Source organism: Bradyrhizobium sp. HKCCYLRH3099, assembly GCF_051167855.1.
Classification (GTDB): Bacteria; Pseudomonadota; Alphaproteobacteria; order Rhizobiales; family Xanthobacteraceae; genus Bradyrhizobium.
Map to the genome: position 1 here is coordinate 200,583 of NZ_JBNPTW010000014.1, position 13,621 is coordinate 214,203.

The 13,621-nt window shown below is 63.4% G+C and carries 12 protein-coding genes and 1 tRNA gene; 6 read left to right on the forward strand and 7 right to left on the reverse strand.

Annotated elements, in window-relative coordinates:
• The first annotated feature begins 99 nt into the window (after positions 1 to 99).
• Both ACQR1Y_RS24335 and ACQR1Y_RS24340 read left to right on the forward strand, forming a co-directional pair.
• On the forward strand, positions 100 to 492 hold the full coding sequence (locus tag ACQR1Y_RS24335) for a hypothetical protein (protein ID WP_434878506.1): 393 nt from the start codon (positions 100 to 102) through the stop codon (positions 490 to 492).
• A 167-nt stretch (positions 493 to 659) separates the two neighbouring features.
• On the forward strand, positions 660 to 2,867 hold the full coding sequence (locus tag ACQR1Y_RS24340; RefSeq protein ID WP_434878507.1) for a TonB-dependent siderophore receptor: 2,208 nt from the start codon (positions 660 to 662) through the stop codon (positions 2,865 to 2,867).
• A 372-nt stretch (positions 2,868 to 3,239) separates the two neighbouring features.
• Here ACQR1Y_RS24340 and ACQR1Y_RS24345 read toward each other — a convergent pair whose 3' ends face one another.
• The 3 genes from ACQR1Y_RS24345 to exbB are packed head-to-tail and all read right to left on the reverse strand — an operon-like array spanning position 3,240 to position 5,250.
• Positions 3,240 to 4,133 carry a TonB family protein gene (locus tag ACQR1Y_RS24345; protein ID WP_434878508.1) on the reverse strand — a complete coding sequence of 298 codons (894 nt, stop codon included), beginning with the start codon at positions 4,131 to 4,133 and terminating at the stop codon, positions 3,240 to 3,242.
• Positions 4,130 to 4,552, reverse strand: a complete 423-nt coding sequence (exbD, locus tag ACQR1Y_RS24350) for a TonB system transport protein ExbD (RefSeq protein WP_434878509.1) — start codon at positions 4,550 to 4,552, stop codon at positions 4,130 to 4,132. The genes ACQR1Y_RS24345 and exbD overlap by 4 nt, the downstream gene beginning before the upstream one ends.
• Positions 4,553 to 4,560: 8 nt before the next feature.
• The gene (gene exbB, locus ACQR1Y_RS24355) at positions 4,561 to 5,250 is read right to left on the reverse strand and encodes a tonB-system energizer ExbB (RefSeq protein ID WP_434878510.1); all 690 of its coding nucleotides are present in this window, start codon (positions 5,248 to 5,250) and stop codon (positions 4,561 to 4,563) included.
• 975 nt (positions 5,251 to 6,225) lie between these two features.
• Here exbB and ACQR1Y_RS24360 point away from each other — a divergent pair.
• Positions 6,226 to 6,846 (forward strand): response regulator transcription factor, encoded by a 621-nt coding sequence (locus tag ACQR1Y_RS24360; RefSeq protein WP_434860061.1) that lies wholly within the window; start codon positions 6,226 to 6,228, stop codon positions 6,844 to 6,846.
• 946 nt (positions 6,847 to 7,792) lie between these two features.
• Here the strand turns inward: ACQR1Y_RS24360 and ACQR1Y_RS24365 are convergent.
• The 3 genes from ACQR1Y_RS24365 to ACQR1Y_RS24375 all read right to left on the reverse strand — a co-directional run bounded on the left by ACQR1Y_RS24365 (position 7,793) and on the right by ACQR1Y_RS24375 (position 10,183).
• Positions 7,793 to 7,867, reverse strand: a tRNA-Val gene (locus ACQR1Y_RS24365).
• 240 nt (positions 7,868 to 8,107) lie between these two features.
• Positions 8,108 to 9,388, reverse strand: coding sequence for a hypothetical protein (locus ACQR1Y_RS24370; RefSeq protein WP_434878511.1), 1,281 nt, complete (start codon positions 9,386 to 9,388; stop codon positions 8,108 to 8,110).
• Positions 9,389 to 9,520: 132 nt separating this feature from the next.
• Positions 9,521 to 10,183, reverse strand: a complete 663-nt coding sequence (locus ACQR1Y_RS24375; RefSeq protein ID WP_434860063.1) for a DUF1134 domain-containing protein — start codon at positions 10,181 to 10,183, stop codon at positions 9,521 to 9,523.
• A 120-nt stretch (positions 10,184 to 10,303) separates the two neighbouring features.
• On the opposite strand from ACQR1Y_RS24375, the gene ACQR1Y_RS24380 reads away from it, so the two are divergent.
• Positions 10,304 to 10,816 carry a YHS domain-containing (seleno)protein gene (locus tag ACQR1Y_RS24380; RefSeq protein ID WP_434894321.1) on the forward strand — a complete coding sequence of 171 codons (513 nt, stop codon included), beginning with the start codon at positions 10,304 to 10,306 and terminating at the stop codon, positions 10,814 to 10,816.
• A gap of 21 nt (positions 10,817 to 10,837) precedes the next feature.
• On the opposite strand, the gene cysQ is transcribed toward ACQR1Y_RS24380, so the two are convergent.
• Entirely contained in the window at positions 10,838 to 11,674 is an 837-nt protein-coding gene (gene cysQ / locus ACQR1Y_RS24385; RefSeq protein ID WP_434860065.1) for a 3'(2'),5'-bisphosphate nucleotidase CysQ, read from the reverse strand.
• A 241-nt stretch (positions 11,675 to 11,915) separates the two neighbouring features.
• Between cysQ and chpT the strand changes: the two genes are divergently transcribed.
• Both chpT and ACQR1Y_RS24395 read left to right on the forward strand, forming a co-directional pair.
• On the forward strand, positions 11,916 to 12,578 hold the full coding sequence (gene chpT, locus ACQR1Y_RS24390) for a histidine phosphotransferase ChpT (protein WP_434878513.1): 663 nt from the start codon (positions 11,916 to 11,918) through the stop codon (positions 12,576 to 12,578).
• A 240-nt stretch (positions 12,579 to 12,818) separates the two neighbouring features.
• A partial coding sequence (locus ACQR1Y_RS24395) for an Hpt domain-containing protein (protein WP_434878514.1) occupies positions 12,819 to 13,621 on the forward strand: 803 nt, incomplete at its 3' end.

Genomic DNA, 13,621 nt, shown 5'->3' on the forward strand with positions numbered 1-13,621 from the left:
GCAACTGAACCAATTGGCGGTGATGAGGGCGGATCCTCGTCCCGCTTAGTCAACATCACGGAAAGCACCCAATGTAACCAGTCCATGGAGCAAGCACCCATGGTCAAATCGCGACGTGCCTTGGCCGCACTGATCAGCGTTTCCGCGCTGTTCGGGCCGTTTGTTGCGCACTCCCAGACGCTGACGAGGCTTCACGCATTCACGGGATCGGGCGACGGCCTCAAGCCATGGTCGCTGTTGAGCGCGGGCGGGAAGTTGTTCGGGACGACGCCGGCCGGCGGCGCCGCAAGTTCAACCATGGCGCGGGTCACACACGCGCGCTGTGACGCGAGTCGTTCGACGGTGCTGCAGGATGCAATCTGCAAGGCGACAATCAGCGATCGGTATCGGCAACTATCAAGCACGTCATGGACGAGAGTATTCTTCAGCGTGGCCAGGACGCGTCGTTCGCGCGACCCGGTCGTCCGAATGGCAGCCTGCCGGGACGAATGATGCTTTGACCAAGGGAATTTGCTTAATCGAATTTCGGGAAATTTTGGAAATTAGCCGCCTCTCTTGTCTCAACCTTGCGTTTGGCGAAATTGCGCTGTGTTGCTGCCTGAATCGATTCCTAGCTATCAAGCCAAGCTAATAGCAAATCGCTGAGGGGATCGGGGCACATGGTGAGACGCAGTCTACTTACAATTCTGATGACGACGGTTGCGCACAACGCCCTTGCTCAATCTGCAGGAGGGACGGCTCCGATCGCCGTCCCTGAAATCGTCGTCTCTGCTCCGCCGAAATACGATCCTTACGGCGGCAAGTACAACGGAGCCGTCGCTGAGACATCCGATGTGACCGGGACGAACAAGCCGATCCTCGACACGCCCCGCTCGGTCTACGTCGTCACCCCGCAGACGCTTCAGCAGCAGATGCCGCAGAGCCTCGTCGAAGCGGCTCGGAGCATCCCGGGTGTTTATGCCGGCAACGGCACCGGCGGCAACACGGACTACCTCACGCTTAAGGGGTTCGAAGTCAACACGACGGACGCCATCCTGATCGGCAGTGGCAACGGGCTGCTGGTCGACGGTGTGCGTGCGCCGATGAATCGTGCCCTGAACGCGAACTCGAACAGCGTGGAAGTTCTCAGCGGTCCTGCCTCCTACCTCTATGGCTATTCGTCCGAGGGCGGTGTCTTGAACGTCAACCGGAAGCTGCCTTTGCCGGAAGCCCATTACACGGCGGAGTTCCTCGGCGGTCTGCCGAGCGGCGATTTCAAGAACTTCGCAGGCTCGATCGATGCGACGGGGCCGCTGTACAAAACGGCCGATGGCGTATTTGCCTATCGGTTTGTCGCCAGTGCGTCAAAGAACGATCCCTGGCGCACGGGCAATCCGGTCAGCCGAGATGAGCTCGTTGCGCCGACGTTGGCGTATTATAGCGACATGGTGACTTCGGTCCTCGCCTACGAACACGGACAGAACCGTCAGCCTTATGACCGCGGTGTGACCAGCTTCAACAATGCGCCGCTGAAAATCCCGCGAACTGTTTCGTACTCGGAAGAGTTTTCGAATTATAGCGAGAAATATGATTGGGTACATGGCCATACAGACTATAATCTGGACAAGAATACCGACTTTCATCTGAAATATTCGTACGCATCCACGCTCATGAACCAGTCCGTGATCCGGTCGGACAACCAGACGGACTTCAATGCAGCAACCGGAAACTTGAAGCGTTATTACTCCACCAACGGGCCTGACGGCCGTCTGACCGACCAAGGTCTGATCGGATTCAGCGGCGCTCACCGATTCGACACCGGAATCCTGCACCATGAGGTCCAGGCTGGCGCTGATTATTACGAGGCGAAGCTCACCGAGCAAGATGTCTACAACAGCAAGAGCTTTGACGGGTTCAATCTCTATAATCCAGTCTACGGTCAGGCCAATATTCCGGCTCTCACAGCAACGAGCCATCCGGCCGGCGAGCCTCTCTCATTGCAAAAGATCCGAGAACTCGGCGTGTTCGCGCAGGATGCGGTCACCCTCGGCAAGTTGACCTTGACCGGAGGCGGCCGCTACGCCCAGATCTACGAGTATCAGCGCTATGCCGGATCGACCCAGACGGACTACACCTCGTATGCGTTCCTGCCGTCGGCTTCGGCGCTGTTCAAGATCAATGAGCGCACATCGCTGTTCGCCGATTACGCGCAGTCCTATCGTCCGAACATCTACGCGACGGGCCTTGGCGTGAACCTGAAGTTTGTCGGGCCGATCCTGCCTCAGCAGGGCACCGGCTATGAAGGCGGCATCAAGGCCAAGTTTCTCGATGGAAAGTTGCTGGCGCAGGCATCAGTGTTCCGCATCGACAAGACCAACGTCCAGACCCTGATCGGCAGTGCCTTGACCTTTCAGCAGGCTCAGCGTTCGGAGGGCGTTGCGCTGTCGCTGCTCGGCAAAGTCACGCCGAATTTGGACGTCAATGTCGCCTATAGCCATCAGCGTGTCTGGGTGACCGACGACATTGCGGCGAACAACACCATCGGGAAGCAGGTCGTCAATGCGCCCAGTGACATCTTCGCGCTCTTCGGCGCCTATCATTTCATGGACGGTCGGCTCGACGGCCTGACGCTGTCGGCGGGTCTGAGCGGTGCGACCAGGAATGCGGTCGACTCGAAAAACACGTTCTTCCTTCCTTCATACGTGGTCGCCAACGCCGGCATTTCCTACAGCTTCAAGCCGCAGCCCGGAGGACCGCTGACGACCCTGTCGTTCAAGGTCAACAATCTGTTCGATACGACCTATTATCCGTCGTCCGGAAGCAAGACGAACTGGATCACGATCGGGGATCCGCGCACGTTCCTCTTCAGCATGCGGGTGAGCTTGTAGGACACCCTGTCACTGCCCGGTGACGACGTGAGCTCTTTACGTCGGGCGACCGGCTGCTCAATGGGCACTTGGGCTCCCGTGGACAGATCGGTCACTTGTCGATCGATCTCGAGGGAGCATGCTCATTTCCTCTTGGCTCGCCCGCAGTACAGTTCCGACATCGTGTACGGCAAGCGATGCAGTGCATGACGTGATCTTCGTCAAAGACGGCGATCGGGATCTGGCCGGCTGACCCATGGTGTGCGTACGCAGCAACGCCCGCTCTGGATGGCCCGCTGCAACTTGCCCGCTCGCGCAATGGGCAATGGTGCGATGAGTTGATTTGCGAAAATATTGCCGAGCTTGGCGCTGTCCGGACCGAGCCCCGGTATCTCAGGGAGCGAAGGTGACCGGCACGGTCAGGGCGGTCTGCGCCTGGGGCATGCTGGGCGGAAATGGCGGGAGCGGCTGCGCGCGTTCGATCATGGCCAGGACTTCCTGATCGAGCGCGGACGAGCCCGAGCTGCGCTGGATGTGGCGTGACAGAACGCGGCCGTCGCGGCTGACCGTGAAGCTGAGCTGGACGGTCCCGGTCCGATGCTCGGCAGCGGCTGCGGCCGGATATTGCTTGACGCGCAGGAGTTTGGCCCTCAGCTCTCCGAGCCACGCCGCGCGTCCGTCATCGGCGCCGACACTTGCTGCGTCCTGATGCCGTGGCGGGGCAACGAATTTGGCGGCCTGTGCCGAAGCGGCCTGGGCCGGTCTTGCAGCCGGCTTCTTGCGATCGTGGGGCTCGGTCTTCGCATGCTGGGCGATCGGAGGACGAATGGGTGCCGCGGGCGCTGGCCGCTCGACCACTGTCTCCACCGGCGGCTGCACCGCGACCGGCTGCTCGGCCATCTCGGATGGTGCCGCTGGCTGCGACATCTGCTGGGCGGGCTCCGACGGCTGAGGGGGCAGGGTCGAAGCCGACTGCTGTTCCGGTTCTGAGGCCGTGTCTTCGGGAGATGGCGCGGGCTGCGGGGCTGGTTCCTCGACCGGCTTGCGGTCGATCGTGTCCTGTGCTGAGGCAGCGCCGACCGTCTGAGACGAGGGTTCGGTCAAAGGCGGCATGAATTCGACGGTCACGACGGGGGCGGCAGCCAGACCGGCCGCGGGTCGATACAATGCCAGATAGCCGATCAATGCGGCGGTGTGTCCGGCCAGCACAGCCGTGGCTGCGAGCCCCCATCCCGCGCGTCGTGCGCGGCCGTCGTCGTCGGACCAATGCGTTGGCATGCTGCTCATGTGCCGGGCCGGGACTCCAGCGCAACCAGGGCGATCTTGGTATAGCCGGTTGTCCGGAGCAAATTCATGAGCTGCATGATTTCACCATAGCTCACCGCGCTGTCAGCACGCACGAACAGCCGCTTCTCGCGGTCGTGGCTGCTGGCGGCATCGAGCGCTCGCCCGACATCGTCCCGACTCACCAGTCCGTCGTTGATCGCGACCGAGCGATCGGCCTTCAGCGTGACAAAGATAGGTTTGTCGGGTCGCGGTTGCAGCTGTGCTGTCGATCTCGGAAGATCGACCGGCACGTCGACTGTCGCGAGCGGAGCGGCCACCATGAAGATGATCAGGAGCACCAGGATCACGTCGATGAACGGCGTCACATTGATGTCGTGGCTCATTGCGAGATCGTCGCCGCTGTCGGCTGGAAACACCATCTTCGCGCCTATTCTGCTGCTTCGGAGATGGGGGGCTCGGGCGATTCGTCGGTCGTCGATCTCGGCAATGATCGGGCCGGCGTCCGGTCCACCAGGCACAGCACAGCGACGGACATGTCCCGCAATGTCGCGCGATAGTTGCCGATCGCCCGTGTGAAGCCGTTGTAGATCACAACCGCGGGAATCGCGGCGACCAGCCCGGTTGCGGTCGACAGCAGCGCCTCCGCGATACCGGGGGCCACGACAGCGAGGTTGGTGGTATGCAGGCGCGAGATGCCAATGAAGCTGTTCATGATGCCCCAGACGGTACCGAACAGACCAACAAAGGGGGCGACCGCACCGATCGTAGCAAGCAGGCCCATGCCAAAGGCGATGCGCCGGCTGGCGGCTGCCTCCACGCGCTCCAGCTGCCAGGACAGCCTGTCTCTGACGCCATGCTCCGAAACGCCGGATGATAGTTCGACTTCCCTCAGGGCCGCTGCCACAAACCTGGTCGCAACGTTACGACTGGGGCGCAGCTCCGACGCGGCGGCTGCAAGCGTCTGCGCCGCGGTCAGCACGCGCAGTCCGGCGCGTGCGTTCTGTTTCGCGAGATGGAGCTCGACGGATTTGAACAGCCACACCGTCCATGTCAGCACGGACGTCAGGACCAACCCGATCATCACGCTCTTCACGATGATGTCGGCACCGAGAAACATGGTGAAAGGAGATAGTTCTCCAGGTGCGGAGCCACCTTCAAGTGCCTGCTCAGCAATCGGAGGCGACGCGTTTGGGGGCGACGAAGGCGCCACACGCGCAGGCTCGCTGACAGCCACGGGTTGCGGGGGCGTGGTGACCGTAGCAGCCTCACTCGAGGCAGGTGGTTTCGCTGCTGACTCCGGAGCTGGCGCGCCTGCCGCCCGTGATGGTGAGTTTGGGCCGGTCGGCACTGCCATGGACGAAGTCGAGCCACTCGTCTCGATCGGCGTTCCACTGCCAATATAAGACGGGCTCTGTGCCAACGTTGTCCGATCCGACCAGCATAGTACAAAAGTGACAATGGCTGCAGCCATCCAGATCCGAAATGAAAGACCTCGGGATTGCTGCAGGGTTCTAAGTAATCTTGACACACTCATTCTAGGCCCTGACCTGCAATGCCGATGCGAAGCGTAAAGCGGACAACTCGACGACGACGCGCGCCTCACAAGCGGACAACCGCAAGATTTCAACTTCGGTCTACTCTGACGCCGTCATTCCCAACTCATCGTCGTGCGGGATAGGGGCGAAAGTGCGAAAGGAAGAGCGGGTCTTCGTGGCGTAACGCCCGACAGCGCCGCTGGCTTGCGATCTCGATCCCGAAGTTGAACGGGATTGTCAGAATCTCCCGACATGTTTCGGGAAGAAATTCCTGTTTGCACCAGGGCGCGTCATGTTCTCGTAACGCGACGATGGAGCTGATCTCTCGGTCCAATTTCAGCTGCTCGACGGAGATGGCAACGGGTGCCGCAACGCCGACCGAATTGATCGCGCATGGAAGCAATCTAAGATGGTAATCAACAAAAGGTTGAGTTGTATGCGCATCTTCAATCGGGCCAGATCAATCCGTCGGAATTCTGAAAATCAATCATCGCGCCGCTTGCCGCCGTCGAACTGAGTAGCTACATACCTTTTTGAACTGATCGCCGAGCAGATAAATGCGCATTCTGATTGTTGATGATCACCCGTTGATCGTCTCGGGTTGCAGGGCTTTGATCGAGAGCGATCCGGAGATTGAACTGATCGACGCGGCGGACGGAAAGAGCGGATACACCAAGTACTTCTCGTCGAGTCCGGACGTTGCAGCAATCGACATCAATCTTCCGGGCATTTCCGGGTTCGAATTGTGTCGCCGAATCCTGCTGCGTGACCCGAAAGCCCGGATCATCATCTTCAGCATGCACAGCGACCCCATCTTTGCCGCCCGCGCGATCGACGCTGGTGCGAAGGGGTATCTGTCCAAGAGCGACGATCCCTTGCGTTTCCTCGACGCGATGCATCAGGTCGCGAAAGGTGCGGCGTATATCTCCGAGGAAATCGCCCACAAGCTTGCCTTCTTCAAAGCGTCCGGAGGGGCAAGTCCGCTCCGTGAACTGACTTCACGGGAGCTCGAGATCCTTCGCCTCCTTGGCGCTGGTCTTGCTCCTGCGGAAGTCGCCAACATCTTGGAGGTCTCGTACAAGACGATCGCCAACAATTGCACGGTGTTGAAGAGAAATCTCGGCGCCCGAAGCTTGATGGACCTCGCCCGGATCGCGGTCGAACATGGATTGGCGTGAAGAAGTCGTACGGCTCCAGCCGTTGCTTGCGCCTCGTAACGTCCTCGTAGTCGAGTATGTCACGCACGCCATTTGCGTACTCGTCGCGTGCGCGTTGTCCGATCATCGAGAAGCAGATCGACAGCTATCGACGGTCAGATCTTGGACGTAGACAGGCGGATAGTGTCCGGCCCACGATCTCTCTCCCAGCTCCTAGAATGCAGTCGTTTCGCCAGACATTCCCGCAGCCTCGTCGTCGACATGAGAGTTTATGCCGGAGCCCTCATCGCGGCTCTTCTGGGGGGATCAACATCCGCAATCTCGGCTATGTACCGGCCGAGGAGATCACCGGGCTGAGGAACATCGTCTTCAACGGACCGTCCCGCGATCGCGGCATGCCGGACGTCACCTGCAAGCTGACGGACGAGGACGTCGTGAAGATCCAGGCTTTATCCAGGCGACGGCTGACGCGATCAGGCCGAAGAGGCCGTAGCGACCATCCTGCGGGCGACCGGGTCCGATGAGGAGCCCGGTCGCCGTGCAGCCAGAGAATGGATGCGCTCGTGCTTCAATCGACCAAGCCTCGTTGCTGCTTTTCCGTCCGGTCGATGCGGCCAAGCGTCAGTGCCGCATGCCTGCTGGCCTCCTGATGGTGCTGAACGGCTGCGCGCTCGCGCGCGAGCGATACGATGGCTGCGAGCTCTATGGCCAGATGGCCAGGATGAAGAACCTCGCGTCGCTGGCGATGTGACCAGCCGCAATTTCATTGCGCCCGCTGCCCGATCGCAAGCTTTGGGTTCGTGCGGAGCGCCTCTGCTTGATTGTCCAGCAGGTGTGTTTTGGGGACTTGCGGTCAACGAGACCGTGACGATCGCCGACATTTGCGGTGTGCCCGGATTGTGCCCCGGCAAAATAGGGGCACATCGTTAGGGAATAGTCGGCTAAGCTCTTGAAATTTCCGGCTTAATGGTGGGCGCACAAGGGATCGAACCTTGGACCTCTCCCGTGTGAAGGGAACGCTCTCCCGCTGAGCTATGCGCCCGGATCTGGGTGGCTGCCGGCCGAGAGGCCGTGAAGGCAGCTGCCGAAGCAGTCCGTCGGAGCCCGCGATTTACGAAGCGCGGGTAGGGGGTGTCAAGGATTTGCGGCGGGGTCGGTGCGGAAAACTGCGCGGGAGTGACCGCGCCGCCCCCGATTGGACCGAAATCGGCCGTTCGGCGTCCCTCCCTGGAAGCCCAAAGGAAGGCTCCAAGGGGCAGGCAGGTCGCGATCCGGTCTGCCCTCAGGCCCCGATCTGCCGCGCCCGCGAGGCATGCGACTGCAGCGCGCGGATGCGGTCGGCCAGGGTGCCGCCCTGGGGCGCACCGCCGGCCGCCGCCGGGGCTGCGGGAGCGCCGTTGGCATTCGCCGGCTTGGCGGCGGGCTCGGCGGCCAGCATGGCCTCGATCGTCGAGTTCGGGCCCTCGATCTGCATCGCGAGTTTTGCCACCTCGGCGGCGATGTCGTTGATGCGCTCGCGCAACAGCGCGTTCTCCATGCGCTCCTGGGCCCAGGTGCTCTCGGCCTGCTGCTGGATCGCGTTCATCTCGCGCTGCAGCTTGGTGCGCTCGTCGCGCGCGGCCTGCAGCTGCTCCTCGAGCGCGGCCTTCTCAGACTTGAGCCGGTCGAAGGCGGCGGACTTGCCGCTGCCGTGGCCGGCGAGCTCGTCGCGCAGTTCCTTCAGGGCGCGGTCGGCGGCGGCATTGGCCTCGCGGAGCTGGCTGTTCTCGAAATCGCGTTCGGCGAGCAGCTTGCCCTGGGTCGACAGCCGGCCCTCGAGGTCGGCCACGCGAGAGGCCAGCATCTCGGCTTCCTTGACCTGGACGATCAGCTGGCGGTCGAGCTCGGTGACGCGCTGGCTGAGATTCTCCACCCGTGCGCGGGCGTCGTTGAGCGCCTTGGTCGCGGTGTCGGACTCGTCGCGCTCCAGCGCCAGGCGCGCCTGGGTCGCGGAGAATTCCTTCTCGGCTTCGGAGACGCGGCTGCGCAGCTCCTCGACCTGGGTCTTCACCGTGACGAGTTCGACCTGGCGGCTGTCGGCGAGCATGGACTTGTCGTTGAGCTCGGTGGTCAGGCGGACCAGCTCGGCCTGCTTCTCCTTCAGCGCCTGCTCGGCGGCGCGCAGCGCCTCGGTCTTGGCGGCGAACTCTTCCTCCGTCGCGCGCAGCTGATCCTTCAGCGCCTTCTCACGCGCTTCGAGGGCGAAGATCGCGGCGTTCTTCTCGCCGAGCTCGATCTTCATGCGGTTGATGGCGTCGGTCTTCTTGCCGAGATCGGCGAGCTGGCCGGTGGCCTTGTTCTTGAGCGCGTCGACGCTCATCTCCAGCCGCCGCGCCGACATCGCGAACTCCGCGCGCAGCTGGTCCTTATCGGCCTGGATCTCGGCCATCGACAGCGGCGTGGCCGCTTCCAGCCGGCGCGTCGTCAGCCGCACCGCACGATTGTGCACCAGCGGCACGATCATGAGGGCACAGAGCATGGCGATCAGAAAACCGATCGCAAAATACATGATCGGCTCGACCATGACGCACAACTCCCGGTCCGGAATGATTAACGGAATCACAATGCACGGGGGGCTGATTCAACGCCAGCCCAATGCCGTGTTAACCTTGATCCGTCACCGGAGAATGTGTCGCGATGGTATCAGTTGGCGGCCTCAGAACGGGTTCCACGTCGCGCTCGGGGTAAACTTCAGATAGCCGACATTGGCGCCGAGCCGCAGGCCGATGCCGGAGCGGATCGGTACCAGCACGATGTTGTTGGCGGTCAGCGCGGTCATTCCGAAGCCGCCGACGATGTAGGCCGAGCCGTCGATGCCGACGAAGCGTTGATAGATCGCGCTGGTGGCCGGCAGATTGTACACCAAGGTCATGGTGCGCGCGCCGTCGCCGCCCCAGTCGAAGCCGAGTGAGGGGCCCTGCCAGTAGACGCGGAGGTCGCCGGCGTTCTTGGTGTAGAGCGTGCCTTCGCCGTAGCGCAGCCCGGCCACGAACGCGCCCGCGCCTTCCTCACCGAGGATATAACCGTTCGGCAGGCCCCATTGGCTGACGGCGCGCTCGATCACCGAGGCGAGCCCGCGCGAGACGTTGCCGAAGAAGCGGTGGCCGGCATTGACCAGCTCGTCCGGATTGAAGCTGTCGGGGCTCGGCGCCGGGCGCGGGGGCGGTGCCGGCTGCTGGTACTGCGGCGGCGCAGCCTGGTAGGGCGGCGCGCCCTGATAGGGCTGCGCGGGCGGGGGCGCCTGCTGCGCGACGACCGACGCGGTCGTGGCCAGAATGGCCGCAAGCGTCGTGGCGGCAAGGCGGGTTGCGAAACTCATCGATGGAAATCCCCTGCTATCGGCTGCCCGACCATCGCCCTTAACCTGACGCCAACCACATCCGGCGATTGTCCGCTGAAGGGCATAGCCCTTGCTGCACCCATGTTATCGGCACCAACTATGACCGCACAACGGCAACAACGGAACATCAGCGGCTCGAGGCCGCTGTTTCGCCGCGTATTTGCCGCCATCGCGCTGGCGACGCTGATGATGCCGCCGGTCGTCATCCGTGCGGCCACCACGGGGCGAATCATCACCGATCGCTTCAGCGGGCTGGCCATCGATGGTTTCGACCCGGTGTCGTATTTCGTGGATGGCCAGGCGCAGCTCGGCCTCCCCGACTATGAGGCGGCCCAGGGCGGGGTGGTCTGGCGGTTCCGCAACGAGGGCAACCGCGCCTCGTTCCTGGCCCATCCGGAGGTCTATGGCCCGCAATTCGGTGGCTATGACCCGACCGACGTGGCGCGCGGCGTCACCGTGGCCGGCAATCCGCGCTTTTTCGCCGTCATCGAGGAGCGGCTGTTCCTGTTCAGCCGCGAGGAGAGCCGGGATGCCTTCAAGGCCGACCCGGCCCGTTATCTGGCGCGGGCCGAAGCGCGGTGGCCGGCGCTGCAGGACGATCTGCCGGAATAGCTCCGCGTCAGACGGGTCTCGTCAGACGGCTCTCGCCGCACTGGGGTCGCCCCAGGCGATGAAGCTCGGCACGAGGAAGCTGTCGCCGCGCTCGCCATAGCGCAAGGGCACGCCGGTCTCGCCGGTCACGGTGCCGCCCGCTGCCACCACGACGGCATGGCCGGCCGCCACGTCCCATTCCGAAGTCGGGCCGAGCCGCGGATAGATGTCAGCCAGCCCCTCGGCCAGCCGGCCGAATTTCACCGCCGAGCCGAGCGGCAGCCGCGTCGCGCCGGGCCGCGCGGCAATGAACGCCTCGGTGCGGTCGTCGCCATGCGACCGGCTGACGGCGGCCACCCAGGCCTCGCCCGGCTTCGGCATCGGACGGGTGCGGATCGGTTCGGCCGCGCCGAGGCCCGCCTCGGAAAATGACAGCCGCTCGGCGCCGCGCCCGACCAGGCCGCGCCAGATCAGCCCGATTGCCGGCGCGCAGACGATGCCGAGCAGGGGGCTGGCGTCGCTGATCAGCGCCAGGTTGACGGTGAACTCGCCCCGCCCGGCGACGAACTCCTTGGTGCCGTCGAGCGGATCGATCAGGAAAAAGCTGTCCGTGAACGGCGCCGCGCAGGCCCCGACCCGCTCTTCCGACAGGGCCGGGATGTCGGGCGTCAGCCGCGCCAAGCCGTCTGCGATCACCTTGTCGGCGGCCAGGTCGGCCTCGGTGACCGGCGAGCCGTCGGATTTGTCGGTGACGGCCATGGCGCGGCGGTTGACGGCCAGGATGGCGTGGGCCGCCTGCACCACGAGCTCGGTCAGCGGCGTCATCAGCGCGGCGGCGGCTTCGAGACCGACGGTTCCTGCGGTCGGGCGGGCCGTCATCGCGCCGCGCCCTCTCGGGCCGATCCGTATCCAGCTTGCATGGTCAATTTCCTCTGTCCGTCCGGTCACGGAGCGCTCCCATCGGCCGGTTTGATGCGCGATTGGGCAGCGCCGGCGTGGAAAACCGCTACGTACTTTCCCGTGTCCTGCCCTAAGCTCGGTGGCGGTTCATGCTTTCGCAGTGTATCAAACCACCAGGCAAGCATGATTCGTCAAAGTTCGCGGATTCCAGGAACATCGAATGTCCGGCACGTCCTCTTCAGAGATCGCCAATCCGATTCCCGCTCCCGATACGCTCGAACTTGCCGCTCTGCTCTGCTCGAAGGTCTGTCACGACCTCATTAGTCCGGTCGGCGCCATCGTCAATGGCCTCGAGGTGCTCGACGACAATCCGAAGCCCGAGGATCGTGATTTCGCGCTCGAACTGATCCGCAAGAGTGCCAAGACCGCCTCGGCCCGGCTGCAGTTCTGCCGCCTCGCTTTCGGCGCCGCCGGCTCTGCCGGCGCGCAGATCGATCTCGGCGATGCCCAGACCATGGCGCGCGGCCATATCGAGGACGCCAAGACCTCCATCAGCTGGAATCTGCCGCGGCTGCTGCTGCCGAAGAACCGGGTCAAGCTGCTGCTCAACATGATGGTGGTGGCGCAGCAGACGATCCCGCGCGGCGGCATGCTGACGGTCGATCCGATCGGCGAGGGCGAGACGATGAGCTTCCGCGTCGCCGCCACCGGCCTCAATGCCCGGCTGCCGCAGAACATCGTCAACCTGCTGTCCGGCGAACTCCAGTCGACGGTCGACGCCCACGCCGTGCAGCCTTACTACACCCGGATGCTGGCCGAGGCCTGCGGCCTCAAGGTCACGCTGGCCGCCGACGGCCCCGCGATGGTCGTGCAGGCCGCCTGATCCCGCTGGGTCCTGCGGCTACGAACTGCGACTTCGTGTCGTCGGTCCGGCGCAAGAAACCATTCACCGTGGTTAATCAAGTCTTAGCCGCGTCTCCGAAATTGTCCGGAGACATCTTATCTCTTTGTTGAGTCCGTTCATTTGCGCTTACTCAACTAATATTAAACGCTTTGGACCGAAACTGGCCACGGTTTGAAGGGCGCGTCATGTCGCGTTCCGTTGCGTGCGAAGGCCAGTTTCATGGATGACCTGTTGCGTGAGTTTCTGACGGAGACCAGCGAGAGCCTGGATACCGTCGATAATCAGTTGGTGCGGTTCGAGCAGGAGCCGAACAACGCCAAGATCCTCGATAACATCTTCCGTCTGGTACACACGATCAAGGGGACCTGCGGCTTCCTCGGCCTGCCGCGGCTCGAAGCGCTGGCGCATGCCGCCGAAACCCTGATGGGCAAATTTCGCGACGGCATGCCGGTCACCGGCGAGGCCGTGACGCTGATCCTCACCACGATCGATCGCATTAAGGACCTGCTGGCCCAGCTCGAGGCCAATGAGTCCGAGCCCGAGGGCGAAGACCGCGATCTCATCAGCGAGCTCGAGGCGATGGTCGAGCGCGGCATGGCCGCGATGGCCGCCGGCGAGGCTGCGCCCCCGCTGGTGCCGGCGGCGCCCGCCGCTGCACCTGCGGCCAAGCCCGCCGCAGCGGTTACCCAAGGCTCCCTGATCGATCAGACGCTGGAGCGGCCGCTGCGTCCGGGCGAGGTGTCGCTGGACGAACTGGAGCGCGCCTTCCGCGAGACCGCCATCGAGACTCCGCCCGCGCATGAAAAGGCGCCGGAGCCGAAGGCTGAGGCCAAGCCTGCCGCGCCGAAGCCGTCTGCGAAAGCCGAGCCCGCGAAGGCGGAGGCCAAGGCCGACGCGCCGAAAAAGGCGGCGCGCGCCAAGGCGAACGCCGATGGCGAGATGGCCGAGAGCGACAAGGTCGCCAACCAGTCGATCCGCGTCAATGTCGACACGCTCGAACATCTGATGACGATGGTCTCGGA

Excerpts from the sequence above, each read along its gene's own strand:
- ACQR1Y_RS24345 (WP_434878508.1), bottom strand. The coding sequence starts at position 4,133 with ATGAGCAGCATGCCAACGCATTGGTCCGACGACGACGGCCGCGCACGA.
- ACQR1Y_RS24380 (WP_434894321.1), top strand. The coding sequence starts at position 10,304 with ATGACCGCACAACGGCAACAACGGAACATCAGCGGCTCGAGGCCGCTG.
- ACQR1Y_RS24335 (WP_434878506.1), top strand. The coding sequence starts at position 100 with ATGGTCAAATCGCGACGTGCCTTGGCCGCACTGATCAGCGTTTCCGCG.
- cysQ (WP_434860065.1), bottom strand. The coding sequence starts at position 11,674 with ATGACGGCCCGCCCGACCGCAGGAACCGTCGGTCTCGAAGCCGCCGCC.
- exbD (WP_434878509.1), bottom strand. The coding sequence starts at position 4,552 with ATGGTGTTTCCAGCCGACAGCGGCGACGATCTCGCAATGAGCCACGAC.
- ACQR1Y_RS24360 (WP_434860061.1), top strand. The coding sequence starts at position 6,226 with ATGCGCATTCTGATTGTTGATGATCACCCGTTGATCGTCTCGGGTTGC.
- ACQR1Y_RS24375 (WP_434860063.1), bottom strand. The coding sequence starts at position 10,183 with ATGAGTTTCGCAACCCGCCTTGCCGCCACGACGCTTGCGGCCATTCTG.
- exbB (WP_434878510.1), bottom strand. The coding sequence starts at position 5,250 with ATGTTTCTCGGTGCCGACATCATCGTGAAGAGCGTGATGATCGGGTTG.
- chpT (WP_434878513.1), top strand. The coding sequence starts at position 11,916 with ATGTCCGGCACGTCCTCTTCAGAGATCGCCAATCCGATTCCCGCTCCC.
- ACQR1Y_RS24340 (WP_434878507.1), top strand. The coding sequence starts at position 660 with ATGGTGAGACGCAGTCTACTTACAATTCTGATGACGACGGTTGCGCAC.
- ACQR1Y_RS24370 (WP_434878511.1), bottom strand. The coding sequence starts at position 9,388 with ATGGTCGAGCCGATCATGTATTTTGCGATCGGTTTTCTGATCGCCATG.